This is a genomic window from Burkholderia sp. BE12 (genome assembly GCF_002959955.1).
GTDB lineage: Bacteria > Pseudomonadota > Gammaproteobacteria > Burkholderiales > Burkholderiaceae > Burkholderia.
The window spans coordinates 111,739-127,539 of sequence record NZ_PREY01000005.1; the positions used below are offsets into that span (position 1 = coordinate 111,739).

Genomic DNA, 15,801 nt, shown 5'->3' on the forward strand with positions numbered 1-15,801 from the left:
GCGCTTAGTTTTTTGGAAGACATTTTCGTGACACAACGCATTCTGGAGCCGACCGAGATCTCGGCACTCGATCATTCGGCCATTCCACGCTTTCGCCTGCCGGAGCGTGCGACCGCGTTCGCCGCGCGCGCCGCGCGGCTGCGCAAGCTTGCCGACCTGAACCCGATCAGCGGCTACCTGCGGCTGATGGCCACCGTCGCCGACGCGCAGCATGCGACGCTGCAGACGCTGGAGCTGCCGCTGCCGTCGAAGGAATCGATCGCACGCGCGCAGGAACATTCGATGCCGCTCGTGCCGGCGCTCGACGGCGAGCGCGATTCGCGCTGGCGCGCCGTGCTGTATGAACTGCTCGATCGCGTCGAAAGCGCCGGGCTCGTCAATCCACCGCTCGCGAAGCTGCTCGACCGGCTGCGCCTGATGGCGCCCGCCGAACTCGACGCGCAGGCCGATGCGGTCCTCGCGCTGCGCTTCGCCGAGGTCGACCCGGCCACCGCGCCATTCCTGATGGCCGCGCTGCAGGTCGCGTGGACGGATCTCGCCAGCCGCGTGACGCCGGCCGATGTCCCGTATCTCGACCAGCCGGGGCTGTGCCCGGTGTGCGGCACGCATCCGGTCGCGAGCGTGGTGCGCGTCGGCGGCCAGTATCAGGGCTACCGTTTCCTGCAGTGCGGGCTGTGCACGACCGAGTGGCACATGGTGCGCACCAAGTGCTCGCACTGCGATTCGACGAAGGGCATCGCGTATCACGGGATCGAAGGCGGCAGCGAAGCCGTCAAGGCCGAATCGTGCGACGAGTGCAAGACCTATCGCAAGATCGGCTATCAGGAGAAGGACTACGAGTTCGAGCCGCTCGCGGACGATCTCGCGAGCCTCACGCTCGACCTGCTGATGAACGAGGCCGGCTACCAGCGCAGTTCGCCGAACCCGCTGTTGTGGCCCGACGTGTCGCGCGAAGCGGACTGACGGCACGGGGCCGGGGCGGGGCGCGAGCGCCGGCCCCGGCCGACTGCGAAGCATGAGACTGGAGCCACCACGACGTGACCGAACCAGGAGTGAATGAACTGAATGCCGTGCTGGCGCGCGTGCCGTCGGTCGAACGCGTGCTGTCGTCGGCGCCGCTGCAGCCGCTCGTCGCGGACTATGGCCGCACGCGCGTGCTCAATGCCGTACGCGCCGAACTGGAACGCTGGCGCACGGCGGCGCAGCACGATCCCGCGGCGGCCGAGCCGCTCGACGAGCCGCGCATCGCCGCGGCCGTCGCGCACACGTTGGCCGCACAGAGCGCGAGCGCCATGCGCACCGTGTTCAACCTGACCGGCACCGTGCTGCACACGAACCTCGGGCGCGCGCTGCTGCCCGACGACGCGGTGCGCGCCGTGGTCGACGCACTCACGCGGCCCGTCAACCTCGAGTTCGATCTCGCCACCGGCCGCCGCGGCGACCGCGACCACCTGATCGACGATCTGCTGTGCGAACTGACGGGCGCGGAAGCCGCGACCGTCGTCAACAACAATGCGGCGGCCGTGCTGCTGACGCTGTCGGCGCTTGCGACGAAGCGGGAAGTGGTCGTGTCGCGCGGCGAGCTGGTCGAGATCGGCGGGGCGTTCCGCATTCCCGACATCATGAGCCGTGCCGGCGCGAAGCTGCACGAGATCGGCACGACCAATCGCACACATCTGCGCGACTACGCGGACGCGATCGGCCCGCGCACGGCGCTGCTGATGAAGGTGCACTGCAGCAACTACGCGATCAGCGGCTTCACGAAGGAGACGACGCTCGCCGAACTCGCGCCGCTCGCGCGCGAGCACGGGGTGCCGATCGCCGTCGATCTCGGCAGCGGCACGCTGGCCGACCTGTCGCAATGGGGCTTGCCGCACGAGACGACCGTGCAGGAAACCGTCGCGGCCGGCGCAAACGTCGTCACGTTCAGCGGCGACAAGCTGCTCGGCGGCCCGCAGGCCGGCCTGATCGTCGGCGATCGTGCGCTCATCGCGAAGATCAAGAAGCATCCGCTCAAGCGTGCGCTGCGCGTCGGCAAGCTGACGCTCGCGGCGCTCGAACCCGTGTTGCGCCTCTATCAGTCGCCCGAATTCCTGCGCGACCGGCTCACGACGCTGCGCCTGCTGACGCGCCCGCAGCGCGAGATCGCCGAAACCGCCGAACGCATGCGCCCGGCGCTGCAGGCCGCGCTCGGCAGCGGTTTCGACGTGACGGTCGAGCCGATGTTCAGCCAGATCGGCAGCGGTGCGCTGCCGGTCGACCAGTTGCCGAGCGCCGGGCTCGTCGTGCGCTCAGCGGACGGCAAGCGCGGCGGCCGCGCGCTCATGCAGCTGGAAAAACGCCTGCGCGAATGGCCGCGCCCGGTGCTCGGCCGCGTGGCCGACAACGCGCTGCGGTTCGACCTGCGCTGCCTCGAAGCGGCCGACGAAGCGACGTTCGTCGCGCAATGCGTGCCGCTCGCGGGGCCCGCTGCATGATCGTCGGGACCGCGGGACACATCGACCACGGCAAGACCACGCTCGTGCGCGCGCTCACGGGCGTCGACACCGATCGCCTGAAGGAAGAGAAGGCGCGCGGCATCTCGATCGAGCTTGGCTATGCCTATACGCCGCTCGACAACGGCGACGTGCTCGGCCTGATCGACGTGCCGGGCCACGAGAAGCTGATTCATACGATGGCGGCCGGTGCGTGCGGCATCGACTTCGCGCTCATCGTGATTGCCGCGGATGACGGCGTGATGCCGCAGACGCGCGAGCATCTCGCGATCCTGCAACTGCTCGGCGTCACGCATGGCGCCGTCGCGCTGACGAAATGCGATCGCGTCGATGCCGCACGCGTTGCCGAGGTGCGCGACGAGATCGCCGCGTGGCTGCACGACTCGACACTGGCCGGCGTGCCGATCTTCGAAACGCGTGCGACGGTGGCCGGCGATCCGGGCGTCACCACGTTGAAGCAGCATCTGGCCGACGCGGCGATCGCATGGCGCGCGCGTCGCGACGACGGGCTGTTCCGGCTCGCGGTCGATCGCGTGTTTACGCTCGCCGGGCAAGGCACCGTCGTGACGGGTACCGCGTTCGCGGGCCGCGTCGCGACGGGCGACACGCTCGCGATCGTGCGCACGGGCGGCGCGGCCCGCGTGCGCAGCATCCATGCGCAGAACCGGCCGGTCGAGGCCGGCCATGCGGGCGAGCGTTGCGCGCTGAACCTGGCCGGCGTCGACAAGGCCGACGTCGAGCGCGGCGACACCGTCGCCGATGCGCGGCTCGTCGCGACGTCGCCGCGTCTGGACGTCGAGCTGACGCTGCTCGCGGACGCGGGGCTGACGCTGACCCACTGGGCGCCGCTGCACGTGCATCTCGGCACGCTGCATCGCATGGCCCATGTCGCGCTGCTCGACGGCGACACGCTCGCGGCCGGCCAGCGGATGCGTGTGCAACTGGTGTTCGACGAGCCGGTGTTCGCACTGCCGGGCGACCGCTTCATCGTCCGCAATCCGCAGGCGACGCGCACCGTCGGCGGCGGCCGGGTGCTCGATCCGTTCGGGCCGGCGCGCAAGCGCCGCACGCCTGCGCGCCGCGCATGGCTCGATGCGCTCGCGACGTGGCTCGACGAAGGGCGCCTCGATGCGCTGCTCGCGCAGGCGCCGCTCGGCATTGCGCGCGCGACGCTCACGCATCTGACGGGATTCGCACCCGATGCGCTGGCGTTGCCGGGCGATGCGCTGGCGATCGGGCAACGCGATGCCGCGTCGAACGAAGGCGCGGTGATTGCGCATGCGCACTGGCGTGCGTTGCAGACGCGGGCGGTCGATACGCTGCGCGTGTATCACGAACGCATGCCCGACGAACAAGGGCTCGACGCCGCACGCCTGCGGCGAATGGCTGCGCCGCTCGTCGGGGATGCGCTGTGGCGGGCGCTCGTCGATGCGCTGGTGTCCGGCGGCGAAGTCGCGCGCAGCGGGCCGTGGCTGCATCTGCCGTCGCATTCGGTGAGCCTCGAGCCGCGCGAGGAAGCGCTGGCGCGGCAACTGCTGCCGTTGATCCACGCGGGGCGCTTCGATCCGCCGTGGGTGCGCGACCTGGCCCGCGATACGGGCACGGCCGAGGACGCGGTGCGCGCGCTGCTGCGCAAGCTCGCACGGCGCGGCGACGTGCATCAGGTCGTGCGCGACCTGTTCTATCATGCGAACGTCGCACGCGAACTGGCGGAACTGGTCGCGCATCTCGCGCCGTCGCGCGGCGGCGGGCTCGATGCGGCGACGTTCCGCGATGCGACGGGCCTCGGTCGCAAGCGCGCGATCCAGATTCTCGAGTTCTTCGATCGGGTTGGGTATACTCGCTTCCGCCGCGATCTTCACTACCTGCGGCCTGACAGCGGTTGGGTGGGTATTCAGGCGTAGGCGCTCGTCGTTCTTGTGTTTTTTCTCCGCGGAAGGCATTCGTATCCGGTGGTACGGCCGGGCTTCAAACCCGGTTGGGGGTGTCAGACACTCCCGGGTCAGTTCGACTCTGGCTGCCTTCCGCCAATCATGGCTTCGTGCGCATTTCGGTGGCTTCGGCGGCTCCTCCAACCGATATGGACGAAGCCAGCGACCGCACGTCGCGTACGCGGCCGTATCAAGGCAATATTCGACGCTGAAACAGTCATGGGCCATCGTACTGGCGGTGAGCGCTCGATGCACACCGTCTGTTCATGAGCGTGCGACACGGGCAATCTGATTCCGATCAGATGTGCAATGGGCTTGACGTCCTCCCTGCCTTCAGACAGGGAGGACGTCAAGGTCATGTCTTACGCTCCCAACGTTCCTTGCCGATCGGCTAAAGGCGTTCTTACCATCCGCGCTGAATACCGGTCTTCACGATGTGCGCGTCATAGTCTTCCTCGGAACTGAGCTGGGCTCTGAGGGCATTGTAATAGTCAGGAGCTTGAACACCATGGATCTGATGTTCGCTCCCATTCGGCGCCTGATAATACGGGTTCATTCCGGGCCGATCTGGCACGACGACGGCCTGCGGATATACCGACTGACGTGCGGCTAATTCCCGATCAACTTGACGAGCGGTGTGCGCATGCGATTGCGGGACGTAAACACTACGAAACTCTGACGGCGGCATACCTTGACGGGTTTCTTCGTACGGGGATGCATATGCCGCTGGGGCACTTGCGTGCGCTGTCACCATAAAAGTATTCTGCATCCGATGGTAGGCCTGCGATTGCCCGTGAGGTGACAAACCTGTTGTTTGTTGATTCCTCGCCATCATCGCGAGAAGCTGCTCAGGCTCCATACCGCCATTCACCAATTCTTCAAAATCCTTACGTTGTTCGGGACTCAACGAGCGAAGCACCTCTTCCGTTGATGGCGCATGTGTTTCAGTATGCAGCCGGCCGTATCCATGGCGCTCGAGCGCGACGGACAGCGCCCCATGCGCAGGATTTTCCAGAGCCATGCGCGCGGCGCGCGCCCGCTGTTGAGGATCCGAGCTACCCCGTATCCGGGTAACATCAATATCGTCCCGCTCCACTCGGCCGTCGTGTGATTGATTAAATGCAATGTTCCGATCTCGCATCTGGTTTTGAGAAAGGACACCGTTTCGCCTTACGCTGCTATAGGAGGCGGCAAACGCGGGATCAGTCGTCGTTGGCGCAGAAGATGGACGCCCGTGGAATGCCGGCGGCATCCCATGGATAGGAGGCTGCGTGAGAGAGGCGGGCCAAGTCCCCGACCCTGCCCCCGAGCCGGGCGCTGGGTACGGTTCATGAAAATCAGTCGTGTAAGCCTGGTTGCCGTACGTCACTCGAGGAAAGCTGTTGTTGCCCGTCATGTGGGTTTCTCCGGTTAACACAAGGTGTACTACCGATATTAATGATGTAGGCCGACCCGGAAGCCTCGCTCACGCGCAATAAAAGCATGAAACGCGAACCAGAGAACGCTTCAATCTGAAAGCGGCAATTGACTGGAAGTAGTGCAACTAAAGATTGCACCTGCTTACTACCGGCGCGAATCCGGCCCGGTACGTCGATCACCGACAACTTGTGTTGCCACGCTCGAAGAAGCGTTCGCACGTCGAGCATCATTCCATGGACAGCGCCTCGTGTCCGTGGTGACCGCTCCATTTTATGAGCCGGTTGCGTGCGGACGCTGCGTCGGTCGCCGGGGGCGATTCGACGGGCACAGCGTGGCCGATGGCCGGCGCGCATCGACCGATGGCGGGGCGTCTTCGACGCCGGGCATCGAGCAAATCCCCGCCTTTCGATACACGGCGAGCGATCCGGCCTATCGCACCGATCGATCCCGTCGCGGTCGGTTTTCTTCTCCGTGCTCTCTTCGCATCCCGATCGTTCCGTTCGCATCGCGTCGGCGAAAGCCGACCCGATACAAGAGACTAACCGCCAGGGGACGCCCACGACGCACGAGCCGACAGCAAGCGCGGCACGGCTGTGCGCAGCGCCGCCGTGCGCTTTTTGATTGCAGCACTCCAGCAGACGAGGACATCGTGACTTACACAGGATGCAGGGATGAGATTGCCGGCGGCCTAACCAAGGTGCTGTGGACGGCTTCGCAGCTCGACGACGAAGCCGACTTCGAGGATCTCCTCGAAGCGATCCGCGTGCTTTGGCCCAGGTGGCCCGGGGCGGGGACGGTCGCCGCGTGGCGCTACGTCCGGCGCCAGGCATGGGGCGACGCGCGCCGCGTGCTCGAAGACGACGACACCGAAGCGAAGCGCTCGGGGCTTCATGCCGCACTGATGGCGGTGTGTCTGTTCGGCCTCGAAGACCCGCTGTGGCACAGCTATGCGCTCAGCGCGGCCGAGCAGCGCGAAAGCATCGAGGGCGCGAAGATCGGCGCGCGTCTGCTCGAGCGTGCCGCAAAGCTCGACGCCAGCGTTCGAGCGCCTGCGTCCACCGACGCACCGGCGAGCACGCACGGCGTGCCGGCCGACAACAGCGGATTCTCCGCGTCGATGACGTGGGTCCGCGCATGAGCAGCCGTTTTCACCTTTTCCGCGCGCCGGGCGATTCGCATTTCAATTGCGGCCTTCGCATCGGTGCGCTTGTAGCAGCGGCAGCAACCTAGACTGACTTTGCCTCGTAGTACCGACGGTCACGCAAACACTTACCCGACAGGAAGAAGACATCATGAATCTGAACGTTCCGAGTATGACCACCTACCCCACCGATCCGGCGAGCTACCTGCAACGGCTGACCAGCGGTGCCTCGGCGAGCTCGACGCAGGACGTGCTCAAGGATCTCATCGGCCTCATCAGCCAGTTGCTCCAGCAGATGCAGACCGGGCAGAACGGGCAGGCCGGCGGCATGGGGGGCGCGGGCGCCATGCCGGGCGGCACCGGGGGAATGACGGTGCAAAACGCGGCGGGCGTGCTGGCCTCGTACATGGGGCAGCATGGCATCAGTGCGTCGGACCCGAACGCGATGTACAAACTCGCGTCGAACGCCGACGGCGGCACGCCGCCCACGGTGCAGCAAGCGGCGCAGACGATGCTCGCGAACCCGGGTGCCTACCAGCAGATCGAGACGCACGACGTGGCGGGCACCGACGGCAAGTCCGGGGTCGGCAATTTCCAATGGGCGGCTCAAGGCGGACTCGGTGCGGCGGGCAACGCAACGGGCGGCGCGGGCGGCGTGGCGGGGCAGCCGGGGACGACCGGCGGCTTGCCTGGCACGGGCGGTTTTCCGGCGAACACCAGTACGCTGCCGACGACGGGTGGCTTGCCGGCAACGGGCGCGACGGCAGGCTTCACACCCGGTACGGGCGACCTGTTGAAGGACGGCAAGCCGCTGCAGATGGCCGACGAAGGCAAGGCGCTGGCCAACTTCAACGCGCAGGATGGTGCCGACTTCCAGGCCATGGAAAGCGCGTTGTCGCACGGCGACGGCAATGCCGCGGCGAAGACGCTCGCCAACGCGGTGAAGTCGGGCAAGTTGAGCCAGTCGGATGCGGCGGCGATCGGCGCACAACTGCAGCAGACGGCGAACGCGCATGGCGGTGGCAAGATCAGCCACGACGCGAGCAAGGCGCTTTCGGATGCGCTGGGCGGCGCGAACGTGCTGACGCCGGGCAAGACGCGCGCCGCGGTCGCCTTCGAGAACATCACCGGCATTCACACGGGTACGATCGCCGGCGTCAGCACGAAGTAACGTCGCCGGCAGTTCCGGCGATCATCCCGATCGGCGACCCGAGCGGCCGCCGATCGGGGGCTGCAGGAAGCGATGATCGGCGACAATCGGCGGCCGCGCTGCGAAACACCGCAGCGCGGCCGCTTCGTTGTTTACCGGCGCAACCGACGTCCCGATTCAGCCCGCCATCTGCTGACGAAGGGACGCGTTCAGCGGGCTCCATTCGAGCAAGGCGACGAAGCCGTCCTGCGCGGCGACCACGACCCAGCGCCGGTACTGATGCACGATCTGCCCGGACTCGTACGTGTGTGCTTCCTGCCAGGCGGTGGCGCGCCGCACGTGGACGGTCGTGCCGAAGAGCGGCGCGATCGATTCGACGTTCCCGCAGGCCCGCACGACGCGCATCACCTCGGCCACGGGCTGCGCGAAATCGATCGTGCGCTCGGCATCGGCAACGCGCGGCCAGTAGCTGCCCGCACCTTGCGGACGCCGTTCGTTCCAAAGCCGATCGAAGTCGCGGGCCACGCGCGTGGCCAGCCGACGGGCAGCCATCTGCAGCTTCAGCTGCAGCGTCTCGTGCCATTCGTCGGCATCGAGTGGAAAGCATTCGGAATCGACGATCTCGCCGGTATCGAAATCGGCATCGATTCGATGGCAACTGACGCCCCACTCGCGCCGCCCCTCGAGGATGGCGCGCATGGCCGGGTACGGGCCGCGCCCGTCGGGCAGCGGTGACGGATGAAAGTTCGCCGCATGGCGCAGATAGGGCTGCCACGCCGGAATCTTCCAGTTGTAGCCGGCCACGATCAGTGCCTCGCATTGCCGTTCGGCGAGCCAGCGCAGATCGTCTTCGTCGATGCGTGACAGCTGCACCGGAATGCGCAGCTTGTCCGCGCGCTCGACGAGTTCGCTATTGAAGTCGAGCCGGTTGTCGACCGGAATCGAGTAGAGCGCCACAGGCTCCCAGCCGGCGGCCACGAACGCGTCGAAGACGACACGCCAGCGATCGAAGCCGGCGAACGCGAATCGCATGGGTCGGTTCTCCCTTTCACAATGAAGGTCATGGCGGCATGGACGGCTATGACGGCCGACGGCCACACCCCGCTTCACGGTAAGCGCGCACGGTGGAGGACAGCCTGTGCATTCCGAAGTTTCGTCGAGTGCCGCGAACCGGCAAATGAATCGCCGATTGCGCGCCGCGGCGAGGACGTCGCTATTGCGCCTTACGCCGCGCCGCGCGTCAAGACCTCAGCCCGAGGTTCTTCTTGATGGCGTCCTCGGCCGTCTTGGCGGCGGTTGCCGTGAGGCCGGGCTGCCCGATGATGTTGGCGATCTGCTTGAGCCGCTCGCTGTCGGTCAGCGGTGCGGCGCTCCGGCTGGAAGCCGATGTATCGCGCGGCGCCGTCGCCGCTTGCGGTTTTTCGCGCCGCGCGCGTGCCAGCTGCGAAAGCAGCAGTGCCGCTTCGCCCTTCGGAATGCCGCTGTCTGTCAGCAGCGTGTGCGCGGCGATCAGATCCTGATTGCGGCTCGCGCGCGGATGGTTGCCCACGATCGCGAGCGCCTGCCTCGCGCGCTGTGCGCCTGATGCATCGACTGCCATGTCGGCACCCGCGAGCGCCGCAAGCGAGGCTGGATCGAGGCGCCCGATGCTCTTGGTGACCATCGACAGAATATGTTTGACCACGATGTCGCGCTCGGCATCCTTGTGTACCTTCGCCTTGTCTTCAGCATGCATGCCCGAGATCAAGCGCTTGCTGAACGACGTCGCGCTGTTGGCGTAGCGGCGTGCATCGTCATAGAGCGACGCATAGATACCCGCCTGCGCCTGCGGGCTACGCAAGTCCGCAGGCAGGCCTTCGTCCTCCGGCCGAGCCTCCATCGCGCGCAGATCGTCGATCTTCGCGCGGCTCGTTTGCAGCGCCGCGCGCAGGCGCTCGTCCTGCGTCTGGCCCGTGTAGTCGTGCGGGGCCAATACCGTGTCGACGTAGCGTTGAATCGTGGCGGCCTTCGCATTGCGCAGGTTTTGCCGTCCTTCGACAAACGGCTTCTTCAAATCGAGCGCTTCCTTGACCGCGTTGGTCAGGTGCCCGGATGCCGCGAGCGGTGCCAGCGCGCCGTGCGAGCCGCCAATGAGCAGCCCGCTTGCCGTCAGACCGATGGCTGACGTGACCGACTGGTAGAACGCGCCGTTACGTTGTTTGCCCTTGTTCTCCGCGATGCTCATGGCGGTCAATACGTCGCGGGCATGCTGCGTGAGTGGATGCGCGTCGTCTCGCGCAATGCGCGAGAGCTTGCCTTTGTCGTATTGCCATTCTCCCTTGCTGTTTTTCGTCAGCAGCAGGTTGTCGACCTGGTTCGGCATCGGCGCGCCCGGCGGGCGTTTTTCGGGGTGCTCGAAGCGTTCGACGTCGGCGGCGAGCATCGCCTTGACCTTGGTTTCGTAACGGCTATGGATCGAATGCGCGGCGGCGGCGTTCGAGCCCGAGGCCAGCGCGTTTACGAGGTCGGTGGCGGGCGCCGCGTCGTAGCCGAACTGTCCGTGCGCCGCCGTCGATGCACCGTTCAGGCCGTCTTTCGCGGGCCGCTTGGCGGCGAAGGCCGTCAACGTCATGCCTTTGCGGTTGACGCCCATCGCGTGCGCGAAATCGGCGAAGAGCCGGCCCTTGCCGCCGGCGCCCGGCACGAATGCGCCGATGTCGTCCACGCCGGGCTTTTGCGGCGCGATAGCCGCTGCGGGCTTCGGAGCAGCGGGTGCGGCGGGCGGACCTTCCGCGCACGGGCGCTTGCCGAGGCTGCCGAGTTCCTCGATGAGCGCGCCGGCACTCGCGCGCCGCGTCGGCATCGGCGCGGGTTTCGCTCCGGTGGAGGGGCCGGGGTCGCTCGGCGTGCGGGTGAGGGACGCGGATTCGATTGCATGCGACGGGAACGCGATCTTGGGTGGGGGCGCCATGATGTTTTCGGACCAGGAGACAAGATGGACTGCACTGTGCGAGCCGGTCATGACACTCCCGTGAACCGCGCGAAGCATCGTTCGGATTGGCGAAGCAGGTTCGCGGCGGCATACCGCCGAGCCGTCTCGCGGGTGTTGCTCATTCGGTTTTCGCGGTGCGGCTTCGCGCGCGCGAACGCTTTCGCATCCGCATTCATTAGATTGGAACGAGGGCCGCGTTCATGCGGTTCGGTGTCGCGCGTTTCATCGAACGCGCGTTTCGTTCACGATCAAGGAGAAAACGAATGAGCTTCATCGGCAATATTGTGAAGAGCGTAGTCGGGGATGTCACCAAGGCTGCAGGGGATGTTCTCCATGGTGTCGGCAACGCGCTGCACGGCGCGGCGACGTTCGGCAAGGGGCTGCTGAGCGGCAACCCGAAGGAAGCCCTTGCGGGGGCAGGGGCCATTGCGAAGGGTGGGCTCGAGGCGCTCGAGGGCGGCACGGCGCTCGCGGAAAACCTGACGCCGGAGGGCGCCGCTACCGCGCTCGCATTGGCGGGCGGCAAGGAGGCGGTGCGAACGCTGACCTCAGGCACGGGCGCCGCCTGATACACGGACGGTGACGAGCATGATGGAGCTTCTTACCGAACGGCCGGCCGATGCGCCGGCCATGGCGCAGGCGATCATCGAGCATATCGAGGCCAACGAGCTGGACGAGGCCGAGGCGCTGCTGGCGCGCATGCACGATGTCTACCCCGAAACGCGCGAGGTGCACGTGTTTGCCGTGACGATTGCATTGGTGCGCGGGCGTCCGCACGAAGCGTGGCAGATCGTGAACGGATTGCCCGACGATCGCGCGCCCGAACTGAAGGCGATCTGCCTGAAACTCCTCGACGATCCGTCGTGGCATGGCTATGCGACGGCACACGAGGACAGTACCGATCCCTACGTGCGCCTTGCCATGCGGCGCCTGCTCGAAAGAGACTGATGACCGCTCCCGGGGCCTTCGGCCCCGCTCGGCGAACCCCATCGAGTCGTTTACGTCGAATCCGGGTAGTCCATGTATTGCCCACGAGCGGCGTTTTCGCGCGGCGGAAAATGCCGTGCAAAGAAAATCCCGCCCGGACATCGGGCGGGATCGTGCGAGCTTCAAACGCCCCGGGGGCGGACGCGTTCGCGTTCAGAGACCTTGCGCGAGGAATTGCTCGGCGTACTTGTTGCGGTTTTCCATTTGCGGATCGGTGGCTTGTTCGTAGTCCTTGTCCCAGACCAGTGCCGCTTGTTCCGCCGTCGTCGTCTGCTTGATGTCCGTGATCGTCTTGCTGTACGTCGTGTCGAGTTCCTGATTCATGAAGCCGATGTTGGCTTCGAGGCTGCCCGGGTCGAGCCCGTGCTGCTTCGCATAGTTGATTTCGCCTTGTTTGCGCGTGCCGCCCCATTGTGCAAGACCCCAACCGTTGGCGTTGTCGTCCGCGAAGTTGCCGGAGGGCGCGCCTGTCGCTCCGCCTTGATTGACGTTGCCTTGCAGCCCGCTTTCCTGCTGCAGGTTGCCGAGCACGCCAGCGACCTGCGCGTCGGTCAGGCCGTAGCGCGATTTGAGATCCTGTGCGATGGCGTGCGCGGCGTCGCCGCCCGATACATTGGGCAGCGTGTTGCCGTTGCCGCCGCCACCGCTTCCACCGCCGCCTATTCCCGGCGTCGCGCCGCCACCGCCCTGGCCGCCACCGCCGCCACTCATGCCCGCGGGGGCGCCTCCGCCACCGCCGGCATAGGCGGGCGGCGCGGAGTACGAAGGCGTACCGCCGCCGATGCCGCCCACACCACCCGCATCGCCTGAATTCTGGCTGGAGGGGTCGAGAATCTGCTTGATTTCTTCGATGAGCAACTCGAGCAGTTGTGCGAGCTGCGATTCGTTCGTGCCGCCGATGCCGCCGACATCGTCGATGCCGTTCAGATAGCCGGCGTTATAGCCTTGCACTGCCGTGGTGGACATGATTTTCTCCGCGTGAGAATGACGTTATTCATCAGCTGCCGATGGAGGGCCGATAGCGGCCGCCTGCGAAACCTAATTTATTGCCCGGCGCTTACAGCGCCTTGACGGATGCGAAGCCGTCGCCGGATTGCCGAACCGCCGAACCGCCGAACCGCCGAACCGCCGAACCGGGTGGCGGCCGCGATGCCGATGCAAGCGGCTTGCGGCAGGCGAGCCGCCGCGCCACGGATGCGGCCACCCGCACGAACCTTTCGTTTCGCTAGCTCGGCACGGCCCGTGTGATCAGGCGGTCGTGCGATGCATCACGCCGAGTTCCATCGCGTTGTCGGCGTCGACCGTTCGCCGCTCGTTCGACCGGTTCGACGGGCTCGACGTGCTCGCGGCAAACGGCAGGCATCCCGCGATGATGAGCAGTGCGCCCAACGCGTTCTCCGTGAAGTTCTTATCGCCGGCGGACCAATCGCTTCTACCCCCCACCGCGTGATTGACCACGGCGGTGGCCGCATAAAGGGAGAGGAACAGGCTGAGACGCGCGATTCCCGCGCCGGCCGCCTTGTCCCCGAGCTGCCTGGCCGTGCTGGTTTCGGAGGTATCGATCTTGCCCCAGCTCAGGCGCAGCGTCTTCAGTTCATCGAGCGCCTTGCCCGTGAAGCCGTGCGTCGAGATTTCCGAGGCCACGCGTCCCCCGATCGCATCCAGCCCCTCGCCGGCGGCATTCGCTGCCGAATAGCCGAACAGGCCTTTGATCGATGCGTTGGTCTTCGTGTGGTGAATGAGGCTGTCGACGTAGGACGTGGCCGACCATTGCGAGCTGGCCTGCGCGGTGTTCACGGCGAGCTGGTTCACGAAATACGGAGCGCCGTTGAGCGCCTGGCCTCTGACGGGGCGCTCGTAGCCTGCGTCGTGATTGCCTTCGAGCGGGCGGAACACGTTGATCACGTCGCGCGCCAGATATGCGTACGATTTGATCGCGCTAGGCAGCATGCCGGCGAGCTGCCCAAGATGCCCGTTGCCCTCGTCGTTCTTGCCGGCATGGGCGGCGAGCCCCACCGTCATTACCAGTGCGATGAGCTGCGCACCGTGGCCCGCGTAGGTCTTCTTGTCCGCGGTGCCGGTGTGATACTTGTGCAACATCGCGACCAGGTTGCCCATCGCCGCCGCCGTGAACAGCGAGGCCGTGATGACGCCGCGTGTTTCGGGCCCGGCGCCGGTCTTGTCGAGGACGGCTTCGGTCGCCATCGAGCACAGCTCCCGGAAGAGCGTGGCGCCGCCGGTCGCGACGAATTCATGACTGAACGCGTTGACGAGGTTGGCCGTCCACCCTTTGAGCGGTTGCGCGGCGCCGTAGGGGTTCCGAGTCAGCATGTCGCCGACGTTCGAGATGAACGACCGGATTTGCCCCGGCCGGGACAGCGCCGCCGACAGGTGGTCGCTGATCGCGGCGGCCGATGCCGGACGTGTGTCTTCGGGTTCCGCGATCGCCGATGTCCCGGCGGGGGCCAGCGTGCGGGTTTCCAGGGCTATCCGGGACGACGAACTCGGAACGGTTGTCTCGGGCTGGATTTCGGGATCCTGAATGTCGGTATCGTGCGCGACGAGGTGAGGCGCCGAGAAGCTGGCCGGATTCGGGGAGAGCGGGCTCCGGGACGTCGTGTCGTGCTCCTCGGGCAACGAAGGTGTCTCGGGTAGGCGCGACGATGACGCCTCCGCGTGGGAAGGCATCGTGAAAGTATTTTTTGCCGACACGGGTTTGTCTTCGGGGGGCTCGGAAACAGCTTTTCCCAGCGCAGGTTTATGTTGATCGAAGACGGGGCTGGACGGAGCGGATGAGGAGGCGTCCGATGCGGCGCGGTGGAGCAAGGCCGGGTTCGCCCCCTTGTCGAGCGACAGCGTGCCGGCCGCGCGGGACGTTTCGGGTTTCGATTCGGCCTCGCTCGTCGTCGCGGTTGTCAGCCCCGTGGCGTCCTTCTCGTGCGGCAGCGGGCTGGCCGAAGGCGACGTGGCCGGTTGCTTGCCGGCAGTTTTCGTTTCCACCGGCTCCTGAGGTCGAACGGGCGCCGCACTGTCGTGCTGCGATGCCGGCGTGTGTGGCTGCAGTTCCTCGTGTACGGGCAATGCTTCGCTCGACTGCCCGCCCGCCGACAAGTCGAGCACCGACGCCGTCTCGTCTCCCAGGGCTGCACGTTGAGCGTCCAGCTTGCCCGAACCGGGCAGCGACCGTGAGCCTCCACCGTGGCGGCCGATCGCGGAGCCTGACGACGATGATGCGCGCGGAGGCAGCGAGTTGCGCCTGACGGGCAACGGTGCCGGCAGCGCCGGCGATGGGGGCTGCGCCGTCCCAGCCGGTTGCGATGTTGTCGAAAGCGGGCCCGCCTGCGCCGGTGCATGGGTGCCGGTATGCGCCGGAAAGGCGGGTGCATTGCTCAGCGCACCGAGCAATGCGCCGCCGGAGGGGCGCGGGCCGGGCATCGATGCGCTTCGTTGGCGCGGGGCCGGCGCGGGCTGCGTGTCGTTGCGCGGGAGGTCGAGCGATGAAGACCGTACTTGCGTGCTGTTGCTGATCGTCATGACGTTTCCTTTCGGTTGATTTCGATCGTTCGACGTCGCCTCGCGACAAAGGCCTTGATGGACTTTCGCGCTGCTCATCGCGTCCAGGCGGTCGCGACGTGCCTTCTCCCGTCGATTCCGTCTTCGCGCTTTGCGAACGTGGGTTCTCGTGTTGGAAAGGTAAAACGACATGA

At 66.5% G+C, this 15,801-nt stretch carries 12 protein-coding genes and 1 tRNA gene; 8 read left to right on the top strand and 5 right to left on the bottom strand.

Going from position 1 to position 15,801, the window contains the following annotated elements:
* Nucleotides 1–27: 27 nt before the first annotated feature.
* The 4 genes from fdhE to C4B30_RS07210 all read left to right on the top strand — a co-directional run bounded on the left by fdhE (nucleotide 28) and on the right by C4B30_RS07210 (nucleotide 4,525).
* Nucleotides 28–963, top strand: a complete 936-nt coding sequence (fdhE, locus tag C4B30_RS07195; protein WP_199779058.1) for a formate dehydrogenase accessory protein FdhE — start codon at nucleotides 28–30, stop codon at nucleotides 961–963.
* 74 nt (nucleotides 964–1,037) lie between these two features.
* A complete protein-coding gene (selA, locus tag C4B30_RS07200; RefSeq protein WP_105132213.1) occupies nucleotides 1,038–2,477 on the top strand; it encodes an L-seryl-tRNA(Sec) selenium transferase in 1,440 nt (479 codons plus the stop codon).
* A complete protein-coding gene (selB, locus tag C4B30_RS07205; protein ID WP_105132214.1) occupies nucleotides 2,474–4,399 on the top strand; it encodes a selenocysteine-specific translation elongation factor in 1,926 nt (641 codons plus the stop codon). The genes selA and selB overlap by 4 nt, the downstream gene beginning before the upstream one ends.
* A gap of 30 nt (nucleotides 4,400–4,429) precedes the next feature.
* Nucleotides 4,430–4,525 (top strand) — tRNA-Sec (locus C4B30_RS07210).
* A gap of 304 nt (nucleotides 4,526–4,829) precedes the next feature.
* Here the strand turns inward: C4B30_RS07210 and C4B30_RS35195 are convergent.
* Entirely contained in the window at nucleotides 4,830–5,822 is a 993-nt protein-coding gene (locus tag C4B30_RS35195) for a hypothetical protein (protein ID WP_158683399.1), read from the bottom strand.
* A gap of 672 nt (nucleotides 5,823–6,494) precedes the next feature.
* Between C4B30_RS35195 and C4B30_RS07215 the strand changes: the two genes are divergently transcribed.
* Both C4B30_RS07215 and C4B30_RS07220 read left to right on the top strand, forming a co-directional pair.
* Nucleotides 6,495–6,983, top strand: a complete 489-nt coding sequence (locus tag C4B30_RS07215) for an HrpB1 family type III secretion system apparatus protein (protein WP_027782656.1) — start codon at nucleotides 6,495–6,497, stop codon at nucleotides 6,981–6,983.
* Nucleotides 6,984–7,137: 154 nt separating this feature from the next.
* Nucleotides 7,138–8,157 (top strand): hypothetical protein, encoded by a 1,020-nt coding sequence (locus C4B30_RS07220; RefSeq protein WP_105132215.1) that lies wholly within the window; start codon nucleotides 7,138–7,140, stop codon nucleotides 8,155–8,157.
* A 156-nt stretch (nucleotides 8,158–8,313) separates the two neighbouring features.
* Here C4B30_RS07220 and C4B30_RS07225 read toward each other — a convergent pair whose 3' ends face one another.
* Both C4B30_RS07225 and C4B30_RS07230 read right to left on the bottom strand, forming a co-directional pair.
* On the bottom strand, nucleotides 8,314–9,168 hold the full coding sequence (locus C4B30_RS07225) for a methionyl-tRNA formyltransferase (RefSeq protein WP_105132216.1): 855 nt from the start codon (nucleotides 9,166–9,168) through the stop codon (nucleotides 8,314–8,316).
* A gap of 208 nt (nucleotides 9,169–9,376) precedes the next feature.
* Entirely contained in the window at nucleotides 9,377–11,137 is a 1,761-nt protein-coding gene (locus tag C4B30_RS07230; protein WP_105132217.1) for a hypothetical protein, read from the bottom strand.
* A gap of 233 nt (nucleotides 11,138–11,370) precedes the next feature.
* Here C4B30_RS07230 and C4B30_RS07235 point away from each other — a divergent pair, with 233 nt between their 5' ends.
* Both C4B30_RS07235 and C4B30_RS07240 read left to right on the top strand, forming a co-directional pair.
* A complete protein-coding gene (locus tag C4B30_RS07235) occupies nucleotides 11,371–11,676 on the top strand; it encodes a hypothetical protein (protein WP_027782660.1) in 306 nt (101 codons plus the stop codon).
* Between the two features lie 61 nt (nucleotides 11,677–11,737).
* Nucleotides 11,738–12,055 (top strand): HrpB1 family type III secretion system apparatus protein, encoded by a 318-nt coding sequence (locus C4B30_RS07240; RefSeq protein WP_234015405.1) that lies wholly within the window; start codon nucleotides 11,738–11,740, stop codon nucleotides 12,053–12,055.
* A 192-nt stretch (nucleotides 12,056–12,247) separates the two neighbouring features.
* Here the strand turns inward: C4B30_RS07240 and C4B30_RS35200 are convergent, their stop codons facing one another.
* Nucleotides 12,248–13,060 (bottom strand): phage tail tip lysozyme, encoded by an 813-nt coding sequence (locus tag C4B30_RS35200; RefSeq protein ID WP_158683401.1) that lies wholly within the window; start codon nucleotides 13,058–13,060, stop codon nucleotides 12,248–12,250.
* Between the two features lie 282 nt (nucleotides 13,061–13,342).
* Nucleotides 13,343–15,628, bottom strand: a complete 2,286-nt coding sequence (locus C4B30_RS07255) for a hypothetical protein (protein WP_234015406.1) — start codon at nucleotides 15,626–15,628, stop codon at nucleotides 13,343–13,345.
* Nucleotides 15,629–15,801: the final 173 nt, after the last annotated feature.

What these genes read in the sequence shown, in the direction of transcription:
- selB (WP_105132214.1), top strand. Translation starts at nt 2,474, where the DNA reads ATGATCGTCGGGACCGCGGGACACATCGACCACGGCAAGACCACGCTC.
- C4B30_RS35195 (WP_158683399.1), bottom strand. Translation starts at nt 5,822, where the DNA reads ATGACGGGCAACAACAGCTTTCCTCGAGTGACGTACGGCAACCAGGCT.
- C4B30_RS07220 (WP_105132215.1), top strand. Translation starts at nt 7,138, where the DNA reads ATGAATCTGAACGTTCCGAGTATGACCACCTACCCCACCGATCCGGCG.
- C4B30_RS07225 (WP_105132216.1), bottom strand. Translation starts at nt 9,168, where the DNA reads ATGCGATTCGCGTTCGCCGGCTTCGATCGCTGGCGTGTCGTCTTCGAC.
- C4B30_RS07230 (WP_105132217.1), bottom strand. Translation starts at nt 11,137, where the DNA reads ATGACCGGCTCGCACAGTGCAGTCCATCTTGTCTCCTGGTCCGAAAAC.
- C4B30_RS07235 (WP_027782660.1), top strand. Translation starts at nt 11,371, where the DNA reads ATGAGCTTCATCGGCAATATTGTGAAGAGCGTAGTCGGGGATGTCACC.
- C4B30_RS07240 (WP_234015405.1), top strand. Translation starts at nt 11,738, where the DNA reads ATGGCGCAGGCGATCATCGAGCATATCGAGGCCAACGAGCTGGACGAG.
- C4B30_RS35200 (WP_158683401.1), bottom strand. Translation starts at nt 13,060, where the DNA reads ATGTCCACCACGGCAGTGCAAGGCTATAACGCCGGCTATCTGAACGGC.
- C4B30_RS07255 (WP_234015406.1), bottom strand. Translation starts at nt 15,628, where the DNA reads ATGACGATCAGCAACAGCACGCAAGTACGGTCTTCATCGCTCGACCTC.